Source organism: Microcoleus sp. EPA2 (assembly GCA_020882975.1).
Classification (GTDB): Bacteria; Cyanobacteriota; Cyanobacteriia; order Cyanobacteriales; family Microcoleaceae; genus Microcoleus.
The window spans coordinates 156971-177556 of sequence record JAHRFD010000001.1 but is presented as its reverse complement, the minus strand read 5'-3'; the positions used below and the strand labels follow the sequence as shown (position 1 = coordinate 177556).

The 20586-nt window shown below is 44.5% G+C and carries 15 protein-coding genes; 4 read left to right on the top strand and 11 right to left on the bottom strand.

Translation table 11 applies throughout. The features are described 5' to 3' along the window. The first annotated feature begins 65 nt into the window (after positions 1–65). From AAFP14_RS00655 to AAFP14_RS00645, 3 genes are all read left to right on the top strand, one after another. Positions 66–1763: a hypothetical protein gene (locus AAFP14_RS00655; protein WP_341730419.1), complete on the top strand. Its 1698-nt coding sequence runs from the start codon at positions 66–68 to the stop codon at positions 1761–1763. A gap of 114 nt (positions 1764–1877) precedes the next feature. Continuing rightward, positions 1878–2873, top strand: coding sequence for a pentapeptide repeat-containing protein (locus AAFP14_RS00650; RefSeq protein ID WP_341730418.1), 996 nt, complete (start codon positions 1878–1880; stop codon positions 2871–2873). Between the two features lie 69 nt (positions 2874–2942). Next, positions 2943–3587, top strand: a complete 645-nt coding sequence (locus AAFP14_RS00645) for a hypothetical protein (protein WP_341730417.1) — start codon at positions 2943–2945, stop codon at positions 3585–3587. Between the two features lie 80 nt (positions 3588–3667). Here the strand turns inward: AAFP14_RS00645 and ureC are convergent, their stop codons facing one another. The 7 genes from ureC to AAFP14_RS00610 form a co-directional block, all read right to left on the bottom strand. Continuing rightward, positions 3668–5539 carry an urease subunit alpha gene (gene ureC, locus AAFP14_RS00640; protein WP_341730416.1) on the bottom strand — a complete coding sequence of 624 codons (1872 nt, stop codon included), beginning with the start codon at positions 5537–5539 and terminating at the stop codon, positions 3668–3670. Between the two features lie 73 nt (positions 5540–5612). Further along, positions 5613–6284 carry a DUF4276 family protein gene (locus tag AAFP14_RS00635; protein WP_341730415.1) on the bottom strand — a complete coding sequence of 224 codons (672 nt, stop codon included), beginning with the start codon at positions 6282–6284 and terminating at the stop codon, positions 5613–5615. Continuing rightward, complete coding sequence (locus AAFP14_RS00630; RefSeq protein WP_341730414.1) at positions 6281–7423, bottom strand: AAA family ATPase; 1143 nt, start codon at positions 7421–7423, stop codon at positions 6281–6283. Before AAFP14_RS00630 ends, AAFP14_RS00635 begins: the two co-directional genes overlap by 4 nt. A 156-nt stretch (positions 7424–7579) precedes the next feature. Further along, entirely contained in the window at positions 7580–7891 is a 312-nt protein-coding gene (locus AAFP14_RS00625; protein WP_341730413.1) for an urease subunit beta, read from the bottom strand. Positions 7892–7924: 33 nt separating this feature from the next. Next, a complete protein-coding gene (gene ureA / locus AAFP14_RS00620; protein WP_015179363.1) occupies positions 7925–8227 on the bottom strand; it encodes an urease subunit gamma in 303 nt (100 codons plus the stop codon). A gap of 72 nt (positions 8228–8299) precedes the next feature. Then, positions 8300–9175: an urease accessory protein UreD gene (locus AAFP14_RS00615; protein ID WP_341730412.1), complete on the bottom strand. Its 876-nt coding sequence runs from the start codon at positions 9173–9175 to the stop codon at positions 8300–8302. A gap of 51 nt (positions 9176–9226) precedes the next feature. Next, positions 9227–13810 (bottom strand): CHAT domain-containing protein, encoded by a 4584-nt coding sequence (locus tag AAFP14_RS00610; protein WP_341730411.1) that lies wholly within the window; start codon positions 13808–13810, stop codon positions 9227–9229. An 80-nt stretch (positions 13811–13890) separates the two neighbouring features. On the opposite strand from AAFP14_RS00610, the gene rnhA reads away from it, so the two are divergent. Further along, entirely contained in the window at positions 13891–14784 is an 894-nt protein-coding gene (gene rnhA, locus AAFP14_RS00605) for a ribonuclease HI (protein ID WP_341730410.1), read from the top strand. Positions 14785–14794: 10 nt separating this feature from the next. Here the strand turns inward: rnhA and AAFP14_RS00600 are convergent, their stop codons facing one another. From AAFP14_RS00600 to AAFP14_RS00585, 4 genes are all read right to left on the bottom strand, one after another. Beyond that, positions 14795–14929 (bottom strand): hypothetical protein, encoded by a 135-nt coding sequence (locus AAFP14_RS00600; protein WP_341730409.1) that lies wholly within the window; start codon positions 14927–14929, stop codon positions 14795–14797. A 160-nt stretch (positions 14930–15089) separates the two neighbouring features. Continuing rightward, positions 15090–16301 (bottom strand): 2'-O-glycosyltransferase CruG, encoded by a 1212-nt coding sequence (cruG, locus tag AAFP14_RS00595; protein ID WP_341730741.1) that lies wholly within the window; start codon positions 16299–16301, stop codon positions 15090–15092. Positions 16302–16434: 133 nt separating this feature from the next. After that, positions 16435–17376 carry a gamma-carotene 1'-hydroxylase CruF gene (gene cruF / locus AAFP14_RS00590; protein ID WP_341730408.1) on the bottom strand — a complete coding sequence of 314 codons (942 nt, stop codon included), beginning with the start codon at positions 17374–17376 and terminating at the stop codon, positions 16435–16437. A gap of 557 nt (positions 17377–17933) precedes the next feature. Beyond that, complete coding sequence (locus AAFP14_RS00585) at positions 17934–20549, bottom strand: CHAT domain-containing protein (protein ID WP_341730407.1); 2616 nt, start codon at positions 20547–20549, stop codon at positions 17934–17936. Between the last annotated feature and the right edge of the window lie 37 nt (positions 20550–20586).

The window sequence follows — 20586 nt, the reverse complement described above, 5'->3', positions numbered from 1 at the left end:
AATGTGGTATAATTTTATTGTTTCTTGGTAATTGTTGACAGGGTATTTTTTGGAGGTAGAAAACTATGAAACCTTTATCTATTTTAGATGAGGTTGTTCGCGATTTGGAACAAGATGTCAATATCTCGCGGATTAAAAGAATAATATTTTTTGCTTGTAAAGAATTTTGGGAAAACGATGTCGGAAAATTAGGTGAGACAGATTTAGGTATTCTGCTCCAAGAGTTATGTACCAAATATAGCAATTTAGAAGATATTGAGACAGTTTTAAATATTATAGTTTCTAAAGTCAACAAAAAAGAAGAGTACGCTTTAGTAGCAGACCTAATCATCTGTCAACTGAGCAGGCTGTACGAATTTGAAGACTTGACCAATTTAGAAACAAACATATCTAGATTTGGCGGTGAGAGTCCGCCCGCATTTCAAGAGGAATTTAGTTCGGAAATCCCAGGTAGCAACGAAACAGAAAGAAACCCCGGATTTTTATTTGATGTCAGACAAAAAATATTGCAGCAAACAAATCCGCTGAGGGCGAAAATACTAATTTTTTCGACTCTTTATCACGAATTTACTTTTAGCGATCGCGACTGGTTGCTACTGAAAAGCCAAGAACTAGATACTCTGCTGCGACAACTGTTTAACGTCTGTCCCACCCTAGGAGAACTCGAATCTCAATTGTACAGAACTGCGAGCACTCTGGAAAACAGAGACGAAAATGACCAAACAGCTAGCGTCATTATTCAAGCGATGAATCCTTGTTACGTCAAAATAGAACCTGAATCACCAAATATTTCTAGGGAAGATGTGGCGGGAGAAGATTACGATCAGACCCACTTAATCAATAATATTTATGAAGACAACAAGCAGAGTAACGGCAAAAAAGATTATTTTGAAGCTGGGGATATTACTCACATCATTGAATCTTCTCCCATTCAGTATGCTTCTAACTCCCCTGATAGTTACTTCGTGACCGGAACCGGAGAAAATTCACCTGTTCAGCAAACCGAAATCAACACTAATAATTCGCCCCTGAATTTTCAACAGGAATTGAAAAACACTTCATCGGCTGAAGAAAATCAGACTACGGCTGGAAGTTATGTTTCCCCTGGGAATACTATAAATATTAGCGAATCTATCAAGCAGAAATTGGGCTTAGAAGAAGAAATTAAATCCTTAGTAATTCAAAGTGCTAACTCCGCCACTGCCAAAATTGAAAACATCTTCAGTGATTTAGAATCGGCTCTGAATCGACAGTTTTCAACAGAAAGTGTAGAAGAGCGCTTGTACTGGAAATATAAAATCCTCCGAGATTATGTAGGAGAAGTCCAGGGCTTTACCTACAAATTAATGAAAATATTGAGTGATTTGGAGTCAAAAGAAAGGGGACAATTTCCTGCTGAAATAGTAGATAATTTTGATGGTAATGTTTCGCAACCAGAATCAAATAAATCTAGCCAAAGACCCAGCCAGCAGCAGCTACTAGAAATGGCAAGACAAGGAAATCCCAAGGCGATCGCCACTTTAATCAATCAACTGCTACAGCCCCAAGGAATTACGGCTACAGCGGGATTTAAAGACGGTTGGCTCCACATCATTTTGGAATCTGCCCCCAGCGCACCAAATCAACAAAATACCGCCACCTATATTTACAAAAAACTCTGTACTTTAAAATCGAAGTTTATCCCTAAAGTAAAAATTCACGGGCGACAGCTAGGTAACAAAACTATAGTCTGGACTCAAGATTTTGTTACTAAAATGAATTAGCCATAAAATCTGCCAAGAATTTCCCGCATACCTTCACTAAATTTGCCCGTAAAAATCCTAGTCCCGAAATACAAAACTACCAGATTTTAGTAACTAAATTAACCAGCACCAACTATGAATGCTAGCGAATTATTAAGACGATATACATCAGGTCAACTTGATTTTGAAGGTATGAATCTGAGAGGTGTCTATCTAAGTGGTGCCGATTTAATAGGCGTAAATTTAAGGAGTGCCGACTTATCGGGTGCAAACTTAGCAATGGCATATCTGAGTAGAATTAACCTGCAAAATGCAAATTTAACCAAGGTCAAATTTGGGGGTGCTAACTTGAATCAGGCGAATTTAAGTTCAGCAAATTTGTCCGATGCCGACTTTCACGGAGCTACTTTACAAAATGCTGACTTTCGCAGAGCCAACATATGTTTGGCTATCTTAATCGATGCAAATTTGACTGATGCGGATATGCGAGGTGTCAATTTGCAAGGTGCAGATATGCGGGGTGCGTGCTTGCGGGGTGCAAATTTGCGGAAGGAGCAGCGAATTTTTGATGGAGCAAATTTGCGGGGTGCGAATTTGCAAGGTGCTGATTTACGCGGAGTCAATTTACAGGGTGCTGATTTGACTAAGGCAGATTTAAGTCGAGCCAATTTGACTGAAGCTTCTCTCCGAGAGGCAAATTTGAGTCAAGCAAATTTGAGCGAAGCTATTTTGGACAATGTATTTTTGACTGATACAAATTTGACGGAGGCAAATTTTTCCTGGGCTGTCATGACAAATGCCAAATTAGAAAGGGCTATATTAATCGATGCTGAATTCGCAGGCGCTAACTTACACGGTGCTTTTCTTCCTGATGTGAAGTTGAACAATGCTAGTTTAATTATGGCTGATTTAACTAGGGCTAATTTGGTGAGGGCGGATTTGAGTCGTGCTAATTTCAATCAGGCTAATTTAACAGAAGCCGATTTGACTGATACTTACATGGCTAAAACGGATTTACGGGATGTAATTTTACATCGCACAAGTTTGATGAGGGTAGATTTGAGCACTGTTAATTTAGGGGGGGCGAAGTTTGGCGGTACAATCATGCCGAATGGAGAAATTAATGGGTAGTTGGGCATCGGGAATGGGGAATTGGGCATTGGGAATTGGAGAGCCTGATATTAGTTTGAGTCATTGATTATGGTAAATTACAGAACTGTTTTTTTGTTCAATAGCTTAACTTTACTGCTGGTTGGGCTAGTGACTTTGTGTCTGAGTTTATTCGGTTATTCGGTAAAAGGGCTATTTTTTCCGCCTTGTCTTGCGACATATCCGGGTGCGGGTTTCTTATTTCTGATGTTCCAAATGCTGTTTTATTTATCTGTGATGATTTGCGTTTTTAGCTTTGGTTTGCTAAGAATTACTCAACCGAATCGTCCCGAAAATAAGTTTATTTTAGGTTCAGCCCTAGTTACGGGCTTTTTCCTGTTCAATGAAGTTTTCCGCACCCACGTTCACCTCGCACGCGCTGGCTTTCCTAAAATTATAATAGTTCTTATCTACGCTGTTGCTGCCGCAGCTTATGGATTAACTTTTAGAAGGCAAATCAAATCAACGCCTTACTTTTTGTTAGCAAGTGGCGTGGGTTTATTATTGTTGGCTTTTTTTGCGGAAGCATTGCCGTTGAAAGATGAGGTAATTTCCAGTTTGGTTGAGGGTATTCCTAAGTTGTTAAGTGGGGTCAATATTGCACTTTATTTTTGGTTTGTTTGCCAGGGTTTGATACTGCGATCGCTCAAATTTTATAACAAGACATCAAATCCCGAATTAAGTAAGTTTAATTAGAGCGGGGCGGGTTTACGAGATCGTTAGTTTTTCACATAGACAGTTGGTGAAACCCGCCCCTACATGATTTGATAATGGGCTTAAAACAAAAAGTATCGCTGCGCCATTGGTAAAATATTTGCAGGTTCGCAAATCAGCAATTCTCCATCCGCCCTCACTTCATAGGTTTCTGGATCTACTTCCATTGTGGGCAAATAATCGTTGAGTTTCATGTCTCTTTTAGTAATTTGTCGCGTGCCAGAAACTGCTACAGTTGGCTTTTGTAAACCTAGCTGTGCGGCAATATTGCGATCGCACGCAGCCTGAGAAACAAACGTCAGACAAGTAGCCCCGATCGCACCGCCAAAACTACCAAACATCGGCCGCATATGCACCGGCTGTGGCGTAGGAATGCTGGCGTTAGCATCTCCCATCTGCGAATAGGCGATCGCCCCACCCTTAATCACCATCTCCGGTTTCACCCCAAAAAATGCCGGTCTCCACAAACACAAATCCGCCAATTTCCCCTCTTCAATGGAACCCACATACTGACTAATTCCATGAGTAATGGCCGGATTAATGGTGTATTTTGCAATGTATCGCTTAGCCCGAAAATTATCATTTTCTCCCTCCATTCCCCCCCCTTGATAAGGGGGAGTTATTTCAGATCCCCCCCCTTGATAAGGGGGAGTTATTTCAGATCCCCCCCCTTGATAAGGGGGGGTTAGGGGGGGTAAAATTCCCCCTTGATAAGGGGGAGTTATTTCAGATCCCCCCCCTTGATAAGGGGGGGTTAGGGGGGGTAAATTACCACGCTGCACCTTCATTTTATGAGCAGTTTGCCAAGTCCGAATAATCACTTCCCCAACTCTGCCCATCGCCTGAGAATCCGAAGAAATCATACTAAAAGCGCCTAAATCATGCAATATATCCTCAGCAGCAATCGTTTCTCTTCTAATTCTCGATTCAGCAAAAGCCACATCTTCAGGAATACTTCGATCCAAATGGTGACACACCATCAACATATCTAAATGTTCTTCCAAAGTGTTGACAGTATAAGGGCGAGTCGGGTTAGTAGACGAGGGCAAAACATTAGCTTGGCCGCAAACTTTAATAATATCCGGTGCGTGTCCGCCTCCCGCACCTTCCGTGTGATAAGTGTGAATTGCCCGATTTTTAAATGCAGCAATTGTTGCTTCCACAAATCCGGCTTCATTGAGAGTATCGGTGTGAATTGCAACTTGCACGTCGTATTCGTCAGCTACACTTAAACAAGTGTCGATGGATGCTGGTGTAGTTCCCCAATCTTCGTGCAATTTTAAACCCATGGCACCGGCTAATACTTGTTCAATTAATGCTTGGGGTTGACTGGTATTTCCTTTACCTAAAAATCCTAAATTGACGGGAAAAGCGTCAGCAGCTTGCAGCATTCGGGACATATGCCAAGGTCCGGGAGTGCAAGTTGTGGCGTTTGTACCCGTTGCGGGGCCTGTACCACCGCCGATCATGGTAGTGATTCCAGAGGCGATCGCCACTTCAATTTGTTGCGGACAAATAAAGTGAATGTGAGTATCGATTCCCCCAGCGGTGAGAATCATGCCTTCCCCGGCAATTACTTCAGTACCGGGGCCGATAATAATATCTACTCTGTCTTGAATATAAGGATTTCCGGCTTTACCAATCTTGTAAATTTTGCCTTCTTTAATCCCAACATCTGCTTTAACAATGCCCCACCAATCTAATATTAAAGCATTAGTAATTACCGTGTCAACAGCGCCGTCAGCATTAGAAATAGGCGATTGTCCCATACCGTCGCGGATGACTTTGCCGCCACCAAATTTGACTTCATCGCCGTAGGTTGTGAAATCTTGTTCCACTTCAATGAATAATTCAGTATCCGCTAACCTGACGCGATCGCCCACAGTCGGCCCAAAAGTTTCCGCGTAGGCGCGGCGATCCATTCTGTAACTCATATTAATTAGCTCCTCATCAGATTTTCTAGAATTTTTGTCATTGCCTCAATGCTTGAGTATACATTGATTTATGCTAAAATTTTTCCGTGTGTATACCTTCTATAAACTCAACAAATGGTTTGAAACATTGAGGACATTTATCGGCAATTTCTTGATACGAAGTATCCCGTAGTATCAATTGTGGATCCACCCTTTTATCGTATTTTTTGCCAGAATCGCGGAAAAGTTGCTCTACAATTTCCGAGGGGGGGCGATCGTGATTTTGGTCTTCTACTGGTATTGTCCAGGTGACAGCTAGAGAAGTAACTCCTAGTTTATCTCGTAATGCAGATTCAGCCGCCAAAATCAAAGCTTCCATTTCGTATTTAAAACAAAAAACTTTGAAGCGTTCTTGGAGACGTTCATCCTGAATACCTTTCTTTTGTAATGCGTGAGAAAAATTCTTCATAATTCCCGCTTCTAGCTGTTGAAAAGTCTCATGGGGAAACCCTTTATTCCTAGGATATAAGTCTGGTAAAATAATTGCTATTGAGTTCGGATTATTGCAAAGAATATTAACAGCTTTTGTTGGAGCATTCAGCAGCAACTCTTTTTTAGCGTCACCTCCCCTATCATTCTTAGGTCCTTTGATTGCAAAAAAATTTATACTGACACCTTCTTCAGATTTTTTTTCAATCAATTTCTCTAACAATGCTTCCATTGCATTTTTATCTGATGTCCCTTCTACATAGATAATTACCCTCATGGTAGAAGCTCCAATTCATCACTGCGGTGGAGTTTTTCAATTTCCTCTGTCCCAAAGTCCTCAAGCATATCTGTTAAAACTTGGGAATTACCAGGTTTAATAAACTTTGATTCTCCATTCTCCTTTCGCATCACAGCAATTTGGGAAATATCAAATTGGGTTAAAAAATAAGAAGAATGAGTAGCCAAAAGAACCTGAGTGCGTTCAGCAGCTTTTTCAAACAATCCTGCTAAAAGAGGGAGTGTCCGAGGATGAACGCCTTGATCCGGCTCATCAATACAAATTAGAGAGGGTGGTTTCGGGTGCAAACAAAGACAAATCCAACAAATTAATCTTAGAATACCATCGGATAAATCCGCAAGACTTAAATCCTGGTTAATCCCCTTTTCCTGCCAAAATGCGATAACTTCCCCAGGCCCGCCGCGAGCTTTTACAGTCATTTTTTTGAATCCTGGAATAACTGATTGTAAATGTTGTTGTAGTTCATCAAAAACTGCGCTATGTTCAGTCATTAAATAGTGCAAGACTGAACTTAAATTACCTGCATCTTCATCCAGCACTGGCTCTTGTTCAATCAGAACAGATTTCCGAATTTTGTGATTAGCAATGTTAAATGAACTGTAAAATTTCCACTCCCCGATATACTCTCGTAGTTTATAAAGAGTTGCTAAACCTGGATTTGTTATTGTCCTGAGTGCGAGTTGATTGCGTTTGGGAAATACGCGATTTGTCTCTGCATATCCTGGTTCGCGATACAAACCTTCAGTACCTTTAATATCCATGAACAAATGTTGAGATGACTCAACTCGCTCGAAAGAAATTTGCGGATTGCTTCTCGGTCCCATGAGTTCTCCTTGATAGGAGATATTAGACTCACCTGTATCAATTTTAAGCTCCCATTCAAACTTTTCTGAGCCGGGAAGATGAAAAATCTGTTGACCGATAGAACCCTTAATAATTTCGTTAGGAATCTCACTTTCCATACTGTCGGTCAAAAATTTGAGAAACTCAAACAGGCTTGATTTCCCAGAACCATTAGATCCGACAATAATTTCTAGTGGTTCCAATGGAGCAGTAAAATCTCGGAATGGTCTATAACCTTGAATTTTGATTGAGGTTATTCGAGAGTGCGGTGTCATTTCGCTACCTGTCGTTTTAGTAATATTGTTGATAATACAGGACTTACGCACTGCCTCCAAAAACCAGGTTTCTCTGTCAATATCTCTCCCATAGATGCAGGATTTTTCTCAGAAACCGGGTTTTTGGCGTAAGTCCTATAATAGTCGAATTGTTTCTCATCCATCTAACTCACCATTAACTTTTCCATTAAAGCCGTAGACTTCACGACTACCAACAAACGGCACTAATTGCACTTCTCTTTCATCTCCCGGTTCAAATCTAACTGCTGTACCTGCGGGAATATCCAATCGCATTCCTTTTGCTTGTTCTCGATTAAATTCTAAGGCTTCGTTGGCTTCATAAAAATGGTAGTGGGAGCCGACTTGGATTGGTCGATCGCCTTTATTTCCTACCAACAACCGTACTGTTGGACGACCTGCATTTAGTTCTATTTCACCTGGTAAAACAATCATTTCCCCTGGAATCATTTTTCTCTCCTTTGAGTTGATGCAGTTAATTTTTTAACGGATCGGATCGTGGACTGTAACGAGTTTAGTACCATCAGGAAAAGTCGCCTCAACCTGGACTTCATGGACCATTTCTGGTATACCTTCCATCACATCTTCCCGCGTCAGGAGAGTTGTGCCATAACTCATTAAATCCGCAACAGTGAGGCCATCTCTGGCTCCTTCTAAAATCGCGGCGGAAATGTAGGCTAGTGCTTCGGGATAGTTTAATTTTAAACCTCTTTGTTTCCGGCGTTCTGCTACCAGGGCGGCGGTGAAAATCAGCAGTTTGTCTTTTTCTTGGGGGGTGAGTTGCATTTTTATTCTGGTAAGAGAGAGATGAATAATCTAGTTAGGATGGCAACTATTTATGGAAATTCAAATGTATTCCTATTTTATCCAAACACGGGGAAAACAGCAAGGACGTTCTGAAAAAGATAGGCGGAGCAAGTGCCAAATGCTGACAAACCAGTCTCTAGCTGCCGTGGTGGATGTACCGCGATATCGGCACAGCAAACCGTTAGGAATACGAGTGATGCCGATGGTACAATTACCAGGATAAATTGTTGCCTCGGAGGGCAAAGCACGCAGTTTTTCCATAAGTTCTGGGGTTACAGGTGTGCCCACCCAAGCAAGGGTGGCAACTACGGGTTTTCCGGCGAGTCCGTGGGGACTTTGGAGCATGGTTTCTCCGCCTCTGAGCAATTGTCTGTCAATCCATAAAGGGCTGTTTTGTTGCCAGATTTCGGTGTGCGATCGCCATTTTCCAGACAAGAATTTTTCGCCCCTAGCACTGCGTCCAAATCTGGTAATTTCCCACAGTAAAATACTCGCTGTTGGTGCTAATTCTACCCGCAAGTTTTGCTGATAAATTGCACCGTCAAAAACTATTGTTTCCTGGGGTAGCCATTCTAAGTTAGCACCAGATTCTAATTGAATGTCAATATTTTGTTGTGATTCTAGTCCGCTGCTACGATAGATTTTAGCAGCAGCGGCGCTGGTAATCAAGGCTTTGGTGTCGGGTTGGAGGTGAAAATGGCTCGAAAGGCGATCGCCCCCCACAACTCCTCCAGCCGTGTGTAAAATGACGCTGTGACAAATCTCTTTACCTTCAGGATAGAATGGGCGCTGCACTTTTAGGGGTGCTTGCATTTGATTTTTGATGATTTGAGTTGAGCCATCGCGGTTAGCATAGACTAAGTTTAGACGGCCGTGCCATCCATTTTGAATATTATTTGTAGGTTTGTCAGTTGAGTTTTGAATCATAAATTTCAAGAACAATGAAGAATAAAAAAGGCGATCGTTTGTAATACCCAATCACCAAGGACTTCCAACCATCACAAAAGCCGACCAATAAAAAGGATGGGACAAATTTGTATCTGCAAAACCTCGCAGCGACGGTGGTAAATCCACCCCTCCACCCCGACTCGAACCCCGCAATTGACCACCCTCCAAACGCACATCTCCTCGCAACATTGCAATTTGCGCTTTTCGCAGGGCGGCCGCCCTAATTGGCGCAGTCTTCAACTGTTGATAAAATTCACTCATCAATCCCAAAGTACCTTCATCACTCACATACCACAAACTCCCCAAGGCCGTTTGCACCCCAGATTGTACCGCCAATCCGCCAAAACCTAACTCCGCTTCCTCATCTCCCACCGCAGTGCGACAAGCACTCAAAACCAATAAATTTACCTGGGGATCGTTCAATCTCAACTGTCGCAATTGATCCAGTTGCAGTCGGCTATTCCACAACTGAATAAAAGAATTACTTGGTAATCCAGGTTTAAATTCGCCATGAGTAGCTAAGTGAATAATCCCAAAGGGCCGACTTTGATGCTGTCGCCTCAAATTCTCCAAAGTAAAGCCCTCATTCAGAAAACTAATTCCCGGCCAATCTCTGGAAATAGCCGCTATTTCAGCAGGAACTGCCGGCAAAGGTTTCAACTCAGAAAATTGTGACGCACCCATGGCTAAAACCTGAACGTTTCTAATATCAATGTAACGAGTGTCGGTTAAACTAACGCTGGGAATTAGACTGATATTGTAATTTTCCACCAAAAATTGCTGTCCGTCGTGCAAAGCGGAAAAAGGAAAGCCTCGCAATCCTTTATCAGCGATGAATGAGATTGTATCAATTCCCCGCTCTTTTAAAGTTGGCTGTAAAGGAGCAATTATCCACTGATAAAGTTGTTGGGAATAGGGGAGATAACTGGTAGTTCCCCGCGCACCCAGTTTGGTAATTTCTTCCCGGAATTTACTGACAAGTTGCATCAGTTCTTTGCGGTTAGCTTGTGGCACAGTTTGGTGAATGACAGAACCTGAAGCTGTAATTAAAACTAAATCTAATTTTTCGGGTCGGGAAAAGAGATAAATAAAACTGGGTTTAATACCGGTTTCTGCGGAGAGGGCTGCTAATTTTTTTTGAGTTGCTTCGGTGGAGATTAGTTCGTCTTCAATGTCGGGGAAGTTTAGGCCGAAATATTGTTGGTATTCTTGGCTGAAAGATTTGTCTAGTAAAGCTATACCTTCCGAGAGTTTTCCTTGGTCAAAGTTACTGCCGATGTTGCTGCGAAATGCTGACAGGAAGGCTAAATTTGGGGGATTTGAACGGATGAAATCTAAGATAGCTTTGGGAGGTAAGTTTTTTTCGAGTCCAACTATCATTTGTCGCGGTGCTTCTATGTTTCGCAAAATGATGTTTTGATTTAGCAGTTGTTCTGGTGTTAAGGCTTGGTTTGGCCCTGGAAAGAGCGATAAAAATCTATTTAATGGTGTTGGCGGTGTTAGTGGTGTTGGTGTTGGTGGTGGTGGTGGTGTTGGTGTTGGTGGTGGTGGTGTTGGTGTTGGTGGTGGTGGTGTTGGTGTTGGTGGTGGTGGTGGTGTTGGTGTTGGTGGTGTTGGTGTTGGTGGAATAATATTAACATTGCCAGAATCGATCGCTGCGGCACTACCGTTAATTCTGGCATCTCCGATCGCAAAAGGCGTTGGCGGGTTAGTATTAGCGCCACCGTGATTAATAGTAACGGAACCTGGTCGATTAGCACCAACAGTTGAGATGCTAACAGGAGTACCGTTTTGGTTTAAAAAAGAATTGGTGATTCGCACAAAACCCGGAGTGCCGATCGCCACCGTACCTCCAGTCGCATTAATCGATGCTACACTAATATCATTGCGAGCATTCAGATTTACCGTAGCAGTGCGATCGCCCCCAACAGAATTAACATCTATACGCCCTACTGTGATTTGCCTTCCCGCTAAAACCCCCACAGTCTCGGTAGCATTTATATTACCAGTCGTAACACTCCCCCTGCTGCTGTTAACATCAACTGCAACTCCCCGCAAAATTGCTGCATTTACATCGCCTGCTGCGGCTAAATTTACATTTAGAGTTGCAGTAGTATTGGCAGTTTCAATACTTCCAGAATCACTCTTAACATTAACTCTAAGTCCCTGCAAAATTCCTGATTTTACATTACCGGAAGCAGCAACATTAATATTTCCAGTTGTCACACTATTGCCGATCGCAATTTGGCCCCCATCACTACTAACATCAACTGCCCCCCCCTGCAAATTCCCGATATTTAAGTCCCTAGATGCTCTCACAGCAATGGTGGCCGCGGGAGCATTAATAGAGGGCGTAGCAATGTTAGTTTGAGCATCCAGATTGACTGTGGGAATGAAATTTAGCCCAACAGAATTAACAGTTACCACCCCAGTATTAATTACTTGTCTGGCTAAAATTCTGACATCACCAGTAGTAGCGATCGCCCCCGTGGTGACATTGCCCGTATTGCTGGTAGCATTGACAGTAGCAGCATTAAGATTACCTACCGTTAAGTCCCTAGAAGCCCTCAAACTGATATTTGTAGTTGCTGCAATATCCACTGGTATAGTATTAGGGACTATGACATTAGGATCGCTCAAAACTCCCAATTCCCCGGAGTTACTAGCAACATCAACCTTAGTGCCCTGTAAATTCCCAAAATTCACATTTCCAAAAGCTCTAAGTTCGATCGCCCCAGAATTCCCCGTATCGATCGCCCCAGTGACTATACTACCCCCACTGCTGTTGAAACTCACATTACCATTTACATCACCACGGGAAATGTCATTTGTCAAGATAATATTATCAGCAGCCTGAATATTAATTGTCGAACTAGAAGTCAATCGGCCACCAACCACAACACCCTGTCCGCTTTCGACCTTAATTTCTCCACTATTAATATCTCTAGTTGCGACTGTTCCCGGTGCCGATAAACTCACCAGCCCCCCAGCAGAAAGATTATCTACAATAATTAAGGGAGTCGAGTTAATAATCCCCGGATTAAATATAGCCTCCTCACCTAAAGAAGTAGTTTCATTATCATCAAAACTCCCCTCAACAGCATTAGGAACATTCGGAGTATTAGCCAAATTCCGAACTCCAGCCCGCAAAATCAATGCCGGAGTCCTAGTTAAAATAGCAATATCGGAATCAGCACTAACATTTCCAATATCGAGGGCAGTATCCGGGCGAGTAATTGTAATATCCTGTGCCACAATACTTCCCTTAGCCTCCACTTTCAGAGAAGCACCAGTATAATCTCCCAAAAAAACATCAGCCTCAGAACTAATAATCGGGTCAAATAAACTCACAAAATTTCCCGGCATTCCTGACAGATTACGAATCGAAAAATTGCCACCAGAAACAAAGTGAGTATCCCCAGAAATCACGCCATTACTAACTAAAGTCAAAGCGCCGCCCGCCTGAAATTGGGGAGCCAGAGCCAAAGCACCGATCGCATTTTGAGTCAGAATATCGATAGTGCGATCGCCCTGAATGTATAAATTACCCCCAGCCTGAGCCAAAAACGGATGCGTCGCACTGTCACGCACTTGCGCAGCATTTCCCGCGGTCAAAGTCAAGTTACCACTTGTGTATAATTGAACCCCATCTAATGTGAGATTATTAGCGGCCCAGAGGCGAGCATTTGCCGCCGTTAAATCAGAAATGGGGGTAAGATTACTTTTAGCGATCGCCACATCCCCCGAATTCACCTGCAAACCAGAGCCCACCAGTCGCACCGTACCATCAGTCGCCACAGCAACACCAGTCGCACCATTCACACCGCTACCAGTCAGCAACTGCGGCAAAGACAGAGGATTTGCAAGCAAGGGAGAATTCGGTAAATTGCCACCAGTAGCAATTTCTAAACTCAACAAATGCCCTGGTTGACTAATGCGAATAGCACTTCCACTTCCCACACTAGCAACAGTAATGTTACCTCCCGGTGCCGACAAATTCCCCGTACTAATCACAGTACCGCCCAACAAAGCCAAACTTTGGCCAGGTGCCACAGCCAAATTAGCAGCATTCACAATACTTCCCGGTGGAGCCACCCCAAAATAAAAACCATTAGGAGTACCAACTAGCGTGCTAAAATCATTTATGCCCGTAGCATTAAACCAATTAGAACCAAAACCTACCCCACTAGCAGTAGTTGCAGTGAAAGCCGCCGGCACATTCAAACTCGCGTTGGGACCAAACACTATCCCCGCAGGATTAATTAAAAACAGATTAGAGTTGCCACCAGTGACAGTAATTAAACCATTAATTAGGGAAGCATCCCCGCCAGAAATGCGACCTAATATATTTTGAATCGCTGGATTGGTCAAAAAATTAGCAACCTGACCTTCCGGGATACCGAACTTCTGAAAACTATGAAAAAGATTCGCCCCGTCCCCCGACAAACTGCCACCACCAATATCGTAGCGGTTGTCAGTGCGTGTCACATTAGTGCCAGTACCATCCGCCGCTGGGATGACTGTTTGGGCTTGGGCGAAAGTATTAAAAATTAACAAAGAAAACGGAGAAATAAATAGACAGACCTTTTTAATCTTTAAGTTGGCATTTTTCATAGCATCTAGGTCCGATCGCGATTCTCTTAAATTATGACATCTGGCAACAACATACCTCTAAAAAATAGATTAACTCGCCCATGACACTTCCCCAAATCAAAAGCTTGTACACAGACGGCGCTTGTTCCGGCAATCCAGGCCCAGGCGGCTGGGGCGCAGTAGTTTGCTTCGCCGATGGCAACTGTCACGAACTAGGAGGTGCACAGTCCCAAAGTACCAATAACCGCATGGAAATGCAGGCTGCGATCGCCGCCTTAGAGTTTTTTGCCAATTCCGGTCAAACCGAAGCAGTCACCCTTTACACCGACAGCGAGTATGTTAAAAACGGTATCACCAAATGGATTCAAGGCTGGAAAAACAAAGGCTGGAAAACTTCCACAGGCAAAGATGTCGTCAATCAAGACCTCTGGCACCTGCTAGACAAGCTGAATTCCCGGCAAGTGAAGTGGGAACACGTCCGGGGTCACTCTGGGGATTTCTATAACGATAGATGCGACGAAATCGCCCGCAGCTTTTCGCAGAATCTCGTTCCCGAACTGCAACAACACAAAGGGGTTGGGGCAGCCACGGGGGCACTGCCCCTACAGTCGGAAAACACAAATGTTTCAGATGAAACGGAAACAATTGGTAACAAAACGATAGAATCCTATGTCATAACTTCTGACCTTCTCATCTCCAATGCTGCCATGATGGATTCTACTGCCGATACTCTGGAGAACTTGCCCCGCGAGGTGAGGGTTCAGGACCTCCGAAACCTGATCGAAACCTTGCATATAGCCGATGAAGTTGCCACTAAAGGCTACTTGATCACAAGTTCTGAATTAGCTGACTTGATGGATGTAAATGCCAGTGCTGTTACCAGTCGTGGAGACAACTGGGTTTGGCGAAACTGGGTAGTTTCGCGGGTGCGCCGCGAGGGAAATCAAATTCTCTGGCAATTGGAACGCATAGACCACGTAAGTACAGTTGATTAATTATTAGTTATTAGTTATTAGTCAGTTGCCAGAAAGCAGAAAGCAGTATTTCATCAAAATACTGCTTTCTGCCAGTTTTTTTTACTGCTGCGATCGCCTCTTGGTTAGACAGTCCTCGCCCGCTGATATAAAATCCTCTCTTCATCGTCCTGTATTAAACTCTCTCTTCTCTTCCTTCGCGTACTTCGCGCCTTCGCGGTTAAATCATTCCCATCCCAGTCGCGATCGGGGCGGGTTTATTTAGATTGTTAGTCTGAACGAAAGATTGTTGGTGAAACCCGCCCCTACAGAAATGCTCTCCTAGGCTAACTATACTTGCGGCCGCGCCACTGAGTCGGCTGATTCAATGCAGAAATCAGAATCCGCAAAAATGCTAAAGGATCGGCTAAAGGAGAAAGCCAAAACAGCCATTTACCCGATGCTTTTGTCCGATCGTAGGAAGGTGCGATCGCCAAACACAAAGCCCATCGCACCGCCACCAAAAATACATTCAATCCCAACAGCAAACCGTAGGGAAAAACTGCCATAGGCGATCGCCAACCAAACAGCAAATAGCACAACAAAATCAATATCGGCAAACCTTGAACTGCAAACAACAGCCACAAATCGCCCCAAATTTGAGTCCTAGAAGCAGCATCCTTCAAATCGAGCGATCGCCCCCACTCATTCCAAGTCTCCATCGCCCCCTCATACATCCGCACCTTCAACACCTTAGCCCCATCCAAAAAGCCCACCTTAAAGCCCTTAGCAGCCGCATAGCGAGCCAGAGTCACATCATCGCAAAAGGAACCCCTAGCCGACTCGTAGCCGTCCAATTCCACCAAAACCTCGCGCCGACACAAAAAACATTGACCGTTGGCCATCACCAATTCCGGTACATCTCCACCAGTCCCGGTCGGTCCGAAGCGATAAACCAAAGTCATCAACAGCGCCGGTTGCAGCCACAATTCCCCTGGATACTTGAGAATAAACTGCGGCGACAGGGAAATTAAATCATAATTTTTGGCGATCGCCGTTTTGAGCAAACTTGCAATCAAACCCGGATGCGGCACAGTATCGGCATCTATCCCCAAAATCCACTCGCATTTGTCGGAACTTGCCAAAAAACCAGTGTGTAAAGCCCAAGGACGCCCCACCCAACCAGCCGGTAGTGGATCGTCATTAATGACGCGAAACCGGGGGTCTTTTGCTGCTGTGGCTTTAACTAAATCTGCGGTGCCGTCAACGGAATAGCTATCAACCACAATAACTTCGCGGAGTTCGTAACTTTGGTTGGTTAATCCATCTAAACAAGGCCCCAGGCGATCGGCTTCATTCAAAGTCGGGACAACTACTGTACAAGCACCAAGCAAATCCAGTGTCGGCGATGCGGGTTCTAGGGGCGGGATGCGCGAGGGGCCTTTGATTAAGCGCGACATCAGAATTGCCACGGCGGGTAATTGCAGCAGCAGGAGTGTGACACAGATGATACTTGTCAAGAGATTTGGGGGAAGGTTCGGGGCGATCGGGGAAATCAAATTAAATTGAAAAATTTCATAAATTTTTAACTCCAAACATATTACAGGAATTGCGCCGGAAAATATCGCAAAAAAACCCGGTTTCATTAAGAAACCGGGTTTTTTTAATAGCTGTAAAATTCCTGATTAGATCTTACTTGCGTACAGCGCCAACCGGCTGAGGTGGAATTTCCGCTGTCACAGCAGATTTATCCAGAGACGGAATTGTTTCTGTCGCCTTACCTGCTGAAGGTTTCGCCATCGAACTTAAGACGATCGCCGGCACTACACCCAGAAGCACAGCTAGCATTGTGGGGAACCAGAACCGAGAATCCAAAGAAGTTACAGTAATAATTGCTCCGAAAGCAAAATTTACCACATACACAATTAAGGGCAAACCCATTTCTGAGCGATCCAAATGAATCGGAGTTTTTCTCCAGAAAAAAGCAGCTACAGACATAAACAGCGCTCCCGTACCCATCCATCCCGCCAAATTGCGGTAAGGCATCCCGAAGAAAGCTCCAAGTTCCTCAAACTCCCAAAAAGGCACAGAAGTCTGACTCATCGCCGGATCTAGTACAAAATCCCATGCTGTTAGTAACACAGCACCAAGGGCGATCGCCCCAAGCTGACGCACCCAGTTGAGTTCCCCTTTACCAGAGCTCAATCCAGCGCGAGCAATCACATAACAAACCATTCCCAGATAAAACCACGACAGCGGGATGGTAAACGGCACCAACCCTGCAATTTTGTAGCCCAAACCGCTCAAATAGTGGTAGTGGCCGAAGGGAAAACCTGTACTCGTACCCAATAACTCACTACCCAAAGATAAAAATACCGAAGGCAGTAAAAAAGTGAGAGTAGCACCTAAGCCCAAGGTTCGATAGGCATAGATAGCAACCGCTGCTGCACCAAAAATGATATAAACTACTCCACCTCCAGCCATCCCCCACTGGAACAAAGTTTGCCCAGCCGGAGGTAAACTCATCACCAATTCGGGCCTGGGTAAAATCAGTAGTAACCCTGCCAATCCAAAAGCCATCGATAAAACATGGGCAATTAGGCAGATGCGCTCAGCAATTAAAAGTTGCTTCATAGAAATCCTCGGAAAAATATCAAATGCGTCAAGCACTTTTAACAGTTTACAAACTTTAACAAAAAACCAAGCGTATTTGAGTTACTTGGTAGTTGGCATTGGCAATTGATGCCCCAGGCCATGCCCCATGCCCCTCCACTCCCCCCTTGGCTCCTTGAATTCCCCCCTTGGGGGGCCTGGGGGGGTTGCCCCATTGGTGTCAACTTAAGTAGATCATCTGCGAGTCCGCGAGTCCGCCAGGGGTTGAAACCCCTGGCTAATAGCGAAAGTCCTCTCAAGAGGACTAATGAGTTGAAAAGTGTTGTTCTCAGTCCTCATAGGGAGGACTTTCGCTTTGAGACAGGGAATTCATTCCCTGTCGGACTATCGGTTTGACGTTAAGTTGACACCAATGGGTTGCCCCATGCCCAATACCCGCCTTGGCTCCTTGAATTCCCCCCTTGGGGGGGGCAGGGGGAGTTGCCCCATGCCCCTCCACTCCACCCTTGACGTCTTGAATTCCCCCCAAGGGGGGGCTGGGGGGGGTTGCCCCATGCCCCATGCCCCGCGATCTAAAATTATTGCCAATTCCCCACAAGTACAAAAGGTGCCCAGAAATAGGGATTTTTATACAGTGGGTTGTTGAGCAGGGTTAATTGAGCATTGCGGAGAGCTTCCACTTTGCTAATTTTAGGCAAAGCCAGTTGCCGATAGAACTCAGCCATAAATATAGCAGTAGATTCGTCATTGACTTGCCAAAGAGTCGCCACAGTGCTGCGGGCACCAGATCGAATTGCAGCCCCCGCCAAACCTAAAGTCGCGCGATTATCCCCCGAAGCAGTTTCGCAAGCACTCAACACCAAAAGTTCGATCGCCTGTTGTTTTTGGGCACTGCGCGATCGCAACAGTCGATCGAACTCCTTAACATTCACTTTCTGGTCCCAAGTCACAATAAAAGTATCCGCTGCATTGGAACTAAACTGTCCGTGAGTTGCCAAATGCACGATCGGGTAGGACACCTCTTTAATTCGAGCTTGCAACTGCCAACTGACAAACTCTTGATTCAGCAGTCGAGTGGCTGGCATCCGATCTGCAATTAGCTGAATTTCCTCAGTAACCCCCGGCAAAGCCGCAAAGCCTTGACGAGCTTCTGAGAGGGCGGCCGTTAACACTTTTAACTTGACGGTGCTTAGAGGTTTGGGAGCAAGCAATTGCAGTCCCGGCGCCAAGGCAATGCTGTATTTTTCCAGCAGAAACCTTTCACCGTCATGAAGAATCGCCATCGGCAAATTTCGCAAATAGCCATCCAGTACAAATACTAAAGTTTTAATCCCGCTAGCAGTCAAATCTGCCTCCGCAGGGCGGATTAACCAGTCATAAACTTGTTGAACAGGTTGCAACCTATCTCGCGGAAAACCAGCAGGTCTGATGACATTTTTAGCTTGTCTGAAAGCAGTTTCCAAATCTGCCTGAGTCTTCTTAGTGCTGTAGCGACGCAGGGGTTTACCAGGAATAGATAAAATCACCTCCAAACGATCGCTCAAAATAATCGGATAAATCACCGCCGCCCTAGGATCGATTTCCTCGATCGACTTTGGTTTAGCATCAGCACAAGCATCGCGAAAAAAGTTATCCAATTCTGCCAACTGCAAAGATTCAACTGTTTGGCGAGCCAGCTTTAACTTATCTTGACTGGGAGATTCCTCTTGCAACAGCAGTTCAACTAATTGGCGATAAACTGGTTCAGCACTTTCGCGAAACGAAAATTGCACTTCTGGATTAACTGTCACCAAATCTCCCCGGAGAGAAGACAATACATTCACAGCTTGAGTATATTGGGCGATCGCCCCTTCCAGATTGCCCTGGGCTTTGCTAATCCGTCCGAGTTGCCACAACAATTGATAAGCAATATCAGGAGACTGAAATGCTGGTGCTAAACTCAAAGCTTGAATTGTTATAGTTTCAGCCAGAGAATACTGGTGCTGGAGTTCGTACACCTTCCCACGAGTTCCCAGAATATAAGCTTGTATCCGCTTATCGCCCAAACGGTTTGCCGGTTCCAAAGCTGCGGAGAGCATTTTGTCAATATCCCTCAAACCCGGAGTCGCGATCGGAAACCGATCCAATTTGAGCAAACTTTCTGCCAGATTAATTCGAGCATAAATTCCAGCGCGATTCCACGACAATCCATCGACTTGAGGTTGGATCGAACGCCACAAAACCCCTGCTTCCGACCACTTTTGGCGCTCTACCAACAGACTCAATTGGTTCAACCTTGCCTGCATCTCTAGGGGCAATGCCCCCGCACCTCTATCTGCCGATCGAACATAATACGAAAGAGCCGATCGCTCGCTATTATCCCGTTGTTGAGGGCTTAAACCAGCTATATTACTTTTAGCCCGTTCCGTATTACCAAGATTAAGATCGATTTGAGCCTCCTCTTGTCGGAGTCCCAACTTTTGTGCCGCTTCAAGTCCTACTAAAAGAATCTCCTGGGAGCGATCGAGTTTTCCCAAAACCCGCAGCACCCTACCTAAAGCATTAATTCCCCGAACATTTTCCGGCGAAATGGGCTGATTTTTCAAACTTGCCAAACTAGCACTTGAAACCTCACAAGTTGTGTGTTCCAACTTAAAAGAATCCAACAAAACTTTGCAAGCTCTCGGATAAAGTCCCAGAGTTTCCCAAGCCCTACTTTGACTAATATGAATTTGAAATAACAGGTCTTTAGCCTGAATTTCCTCAAAAATTTTAGCAGCTTGAGTCCAAATATCGATCGCCTCCTGAGTCCGTCCCCGTTCCAGTTGCAATTGTCCTTGAATATTCAGACTTTGACCCAAAACCCGCTGCTGTTCCATCGTTTTCGGCAACTGACGCACCACCGACAAACTCGAATTAATTGCAACTTCAGCCTGCTCCCAGTCATTAAGTTGTCCAAAAGTAGCAGCCAAATTGCTCAAAGCCGTAGCTCGATCCAGATTTTGTCCTTTCCCCTCAAACACCACCGCTGCTTGCTGTAAAAGCGGCACCACCTGGGAAAACCGTTCCGCATCATAAAGACTGCGAGCTTGTCGAACAAGCTGCATCCCATCTTTGGGCTGAACTTGAGCAACAACAGGAGGAATGGCAATTGCCAGCCAACAAGAAATTAAAAATAACAAAATTGCTTGACGGAGCGATCGAGTAAATCTCATAGGTAAATGTTAATTGGTAATTTGCCTAAATTCACCT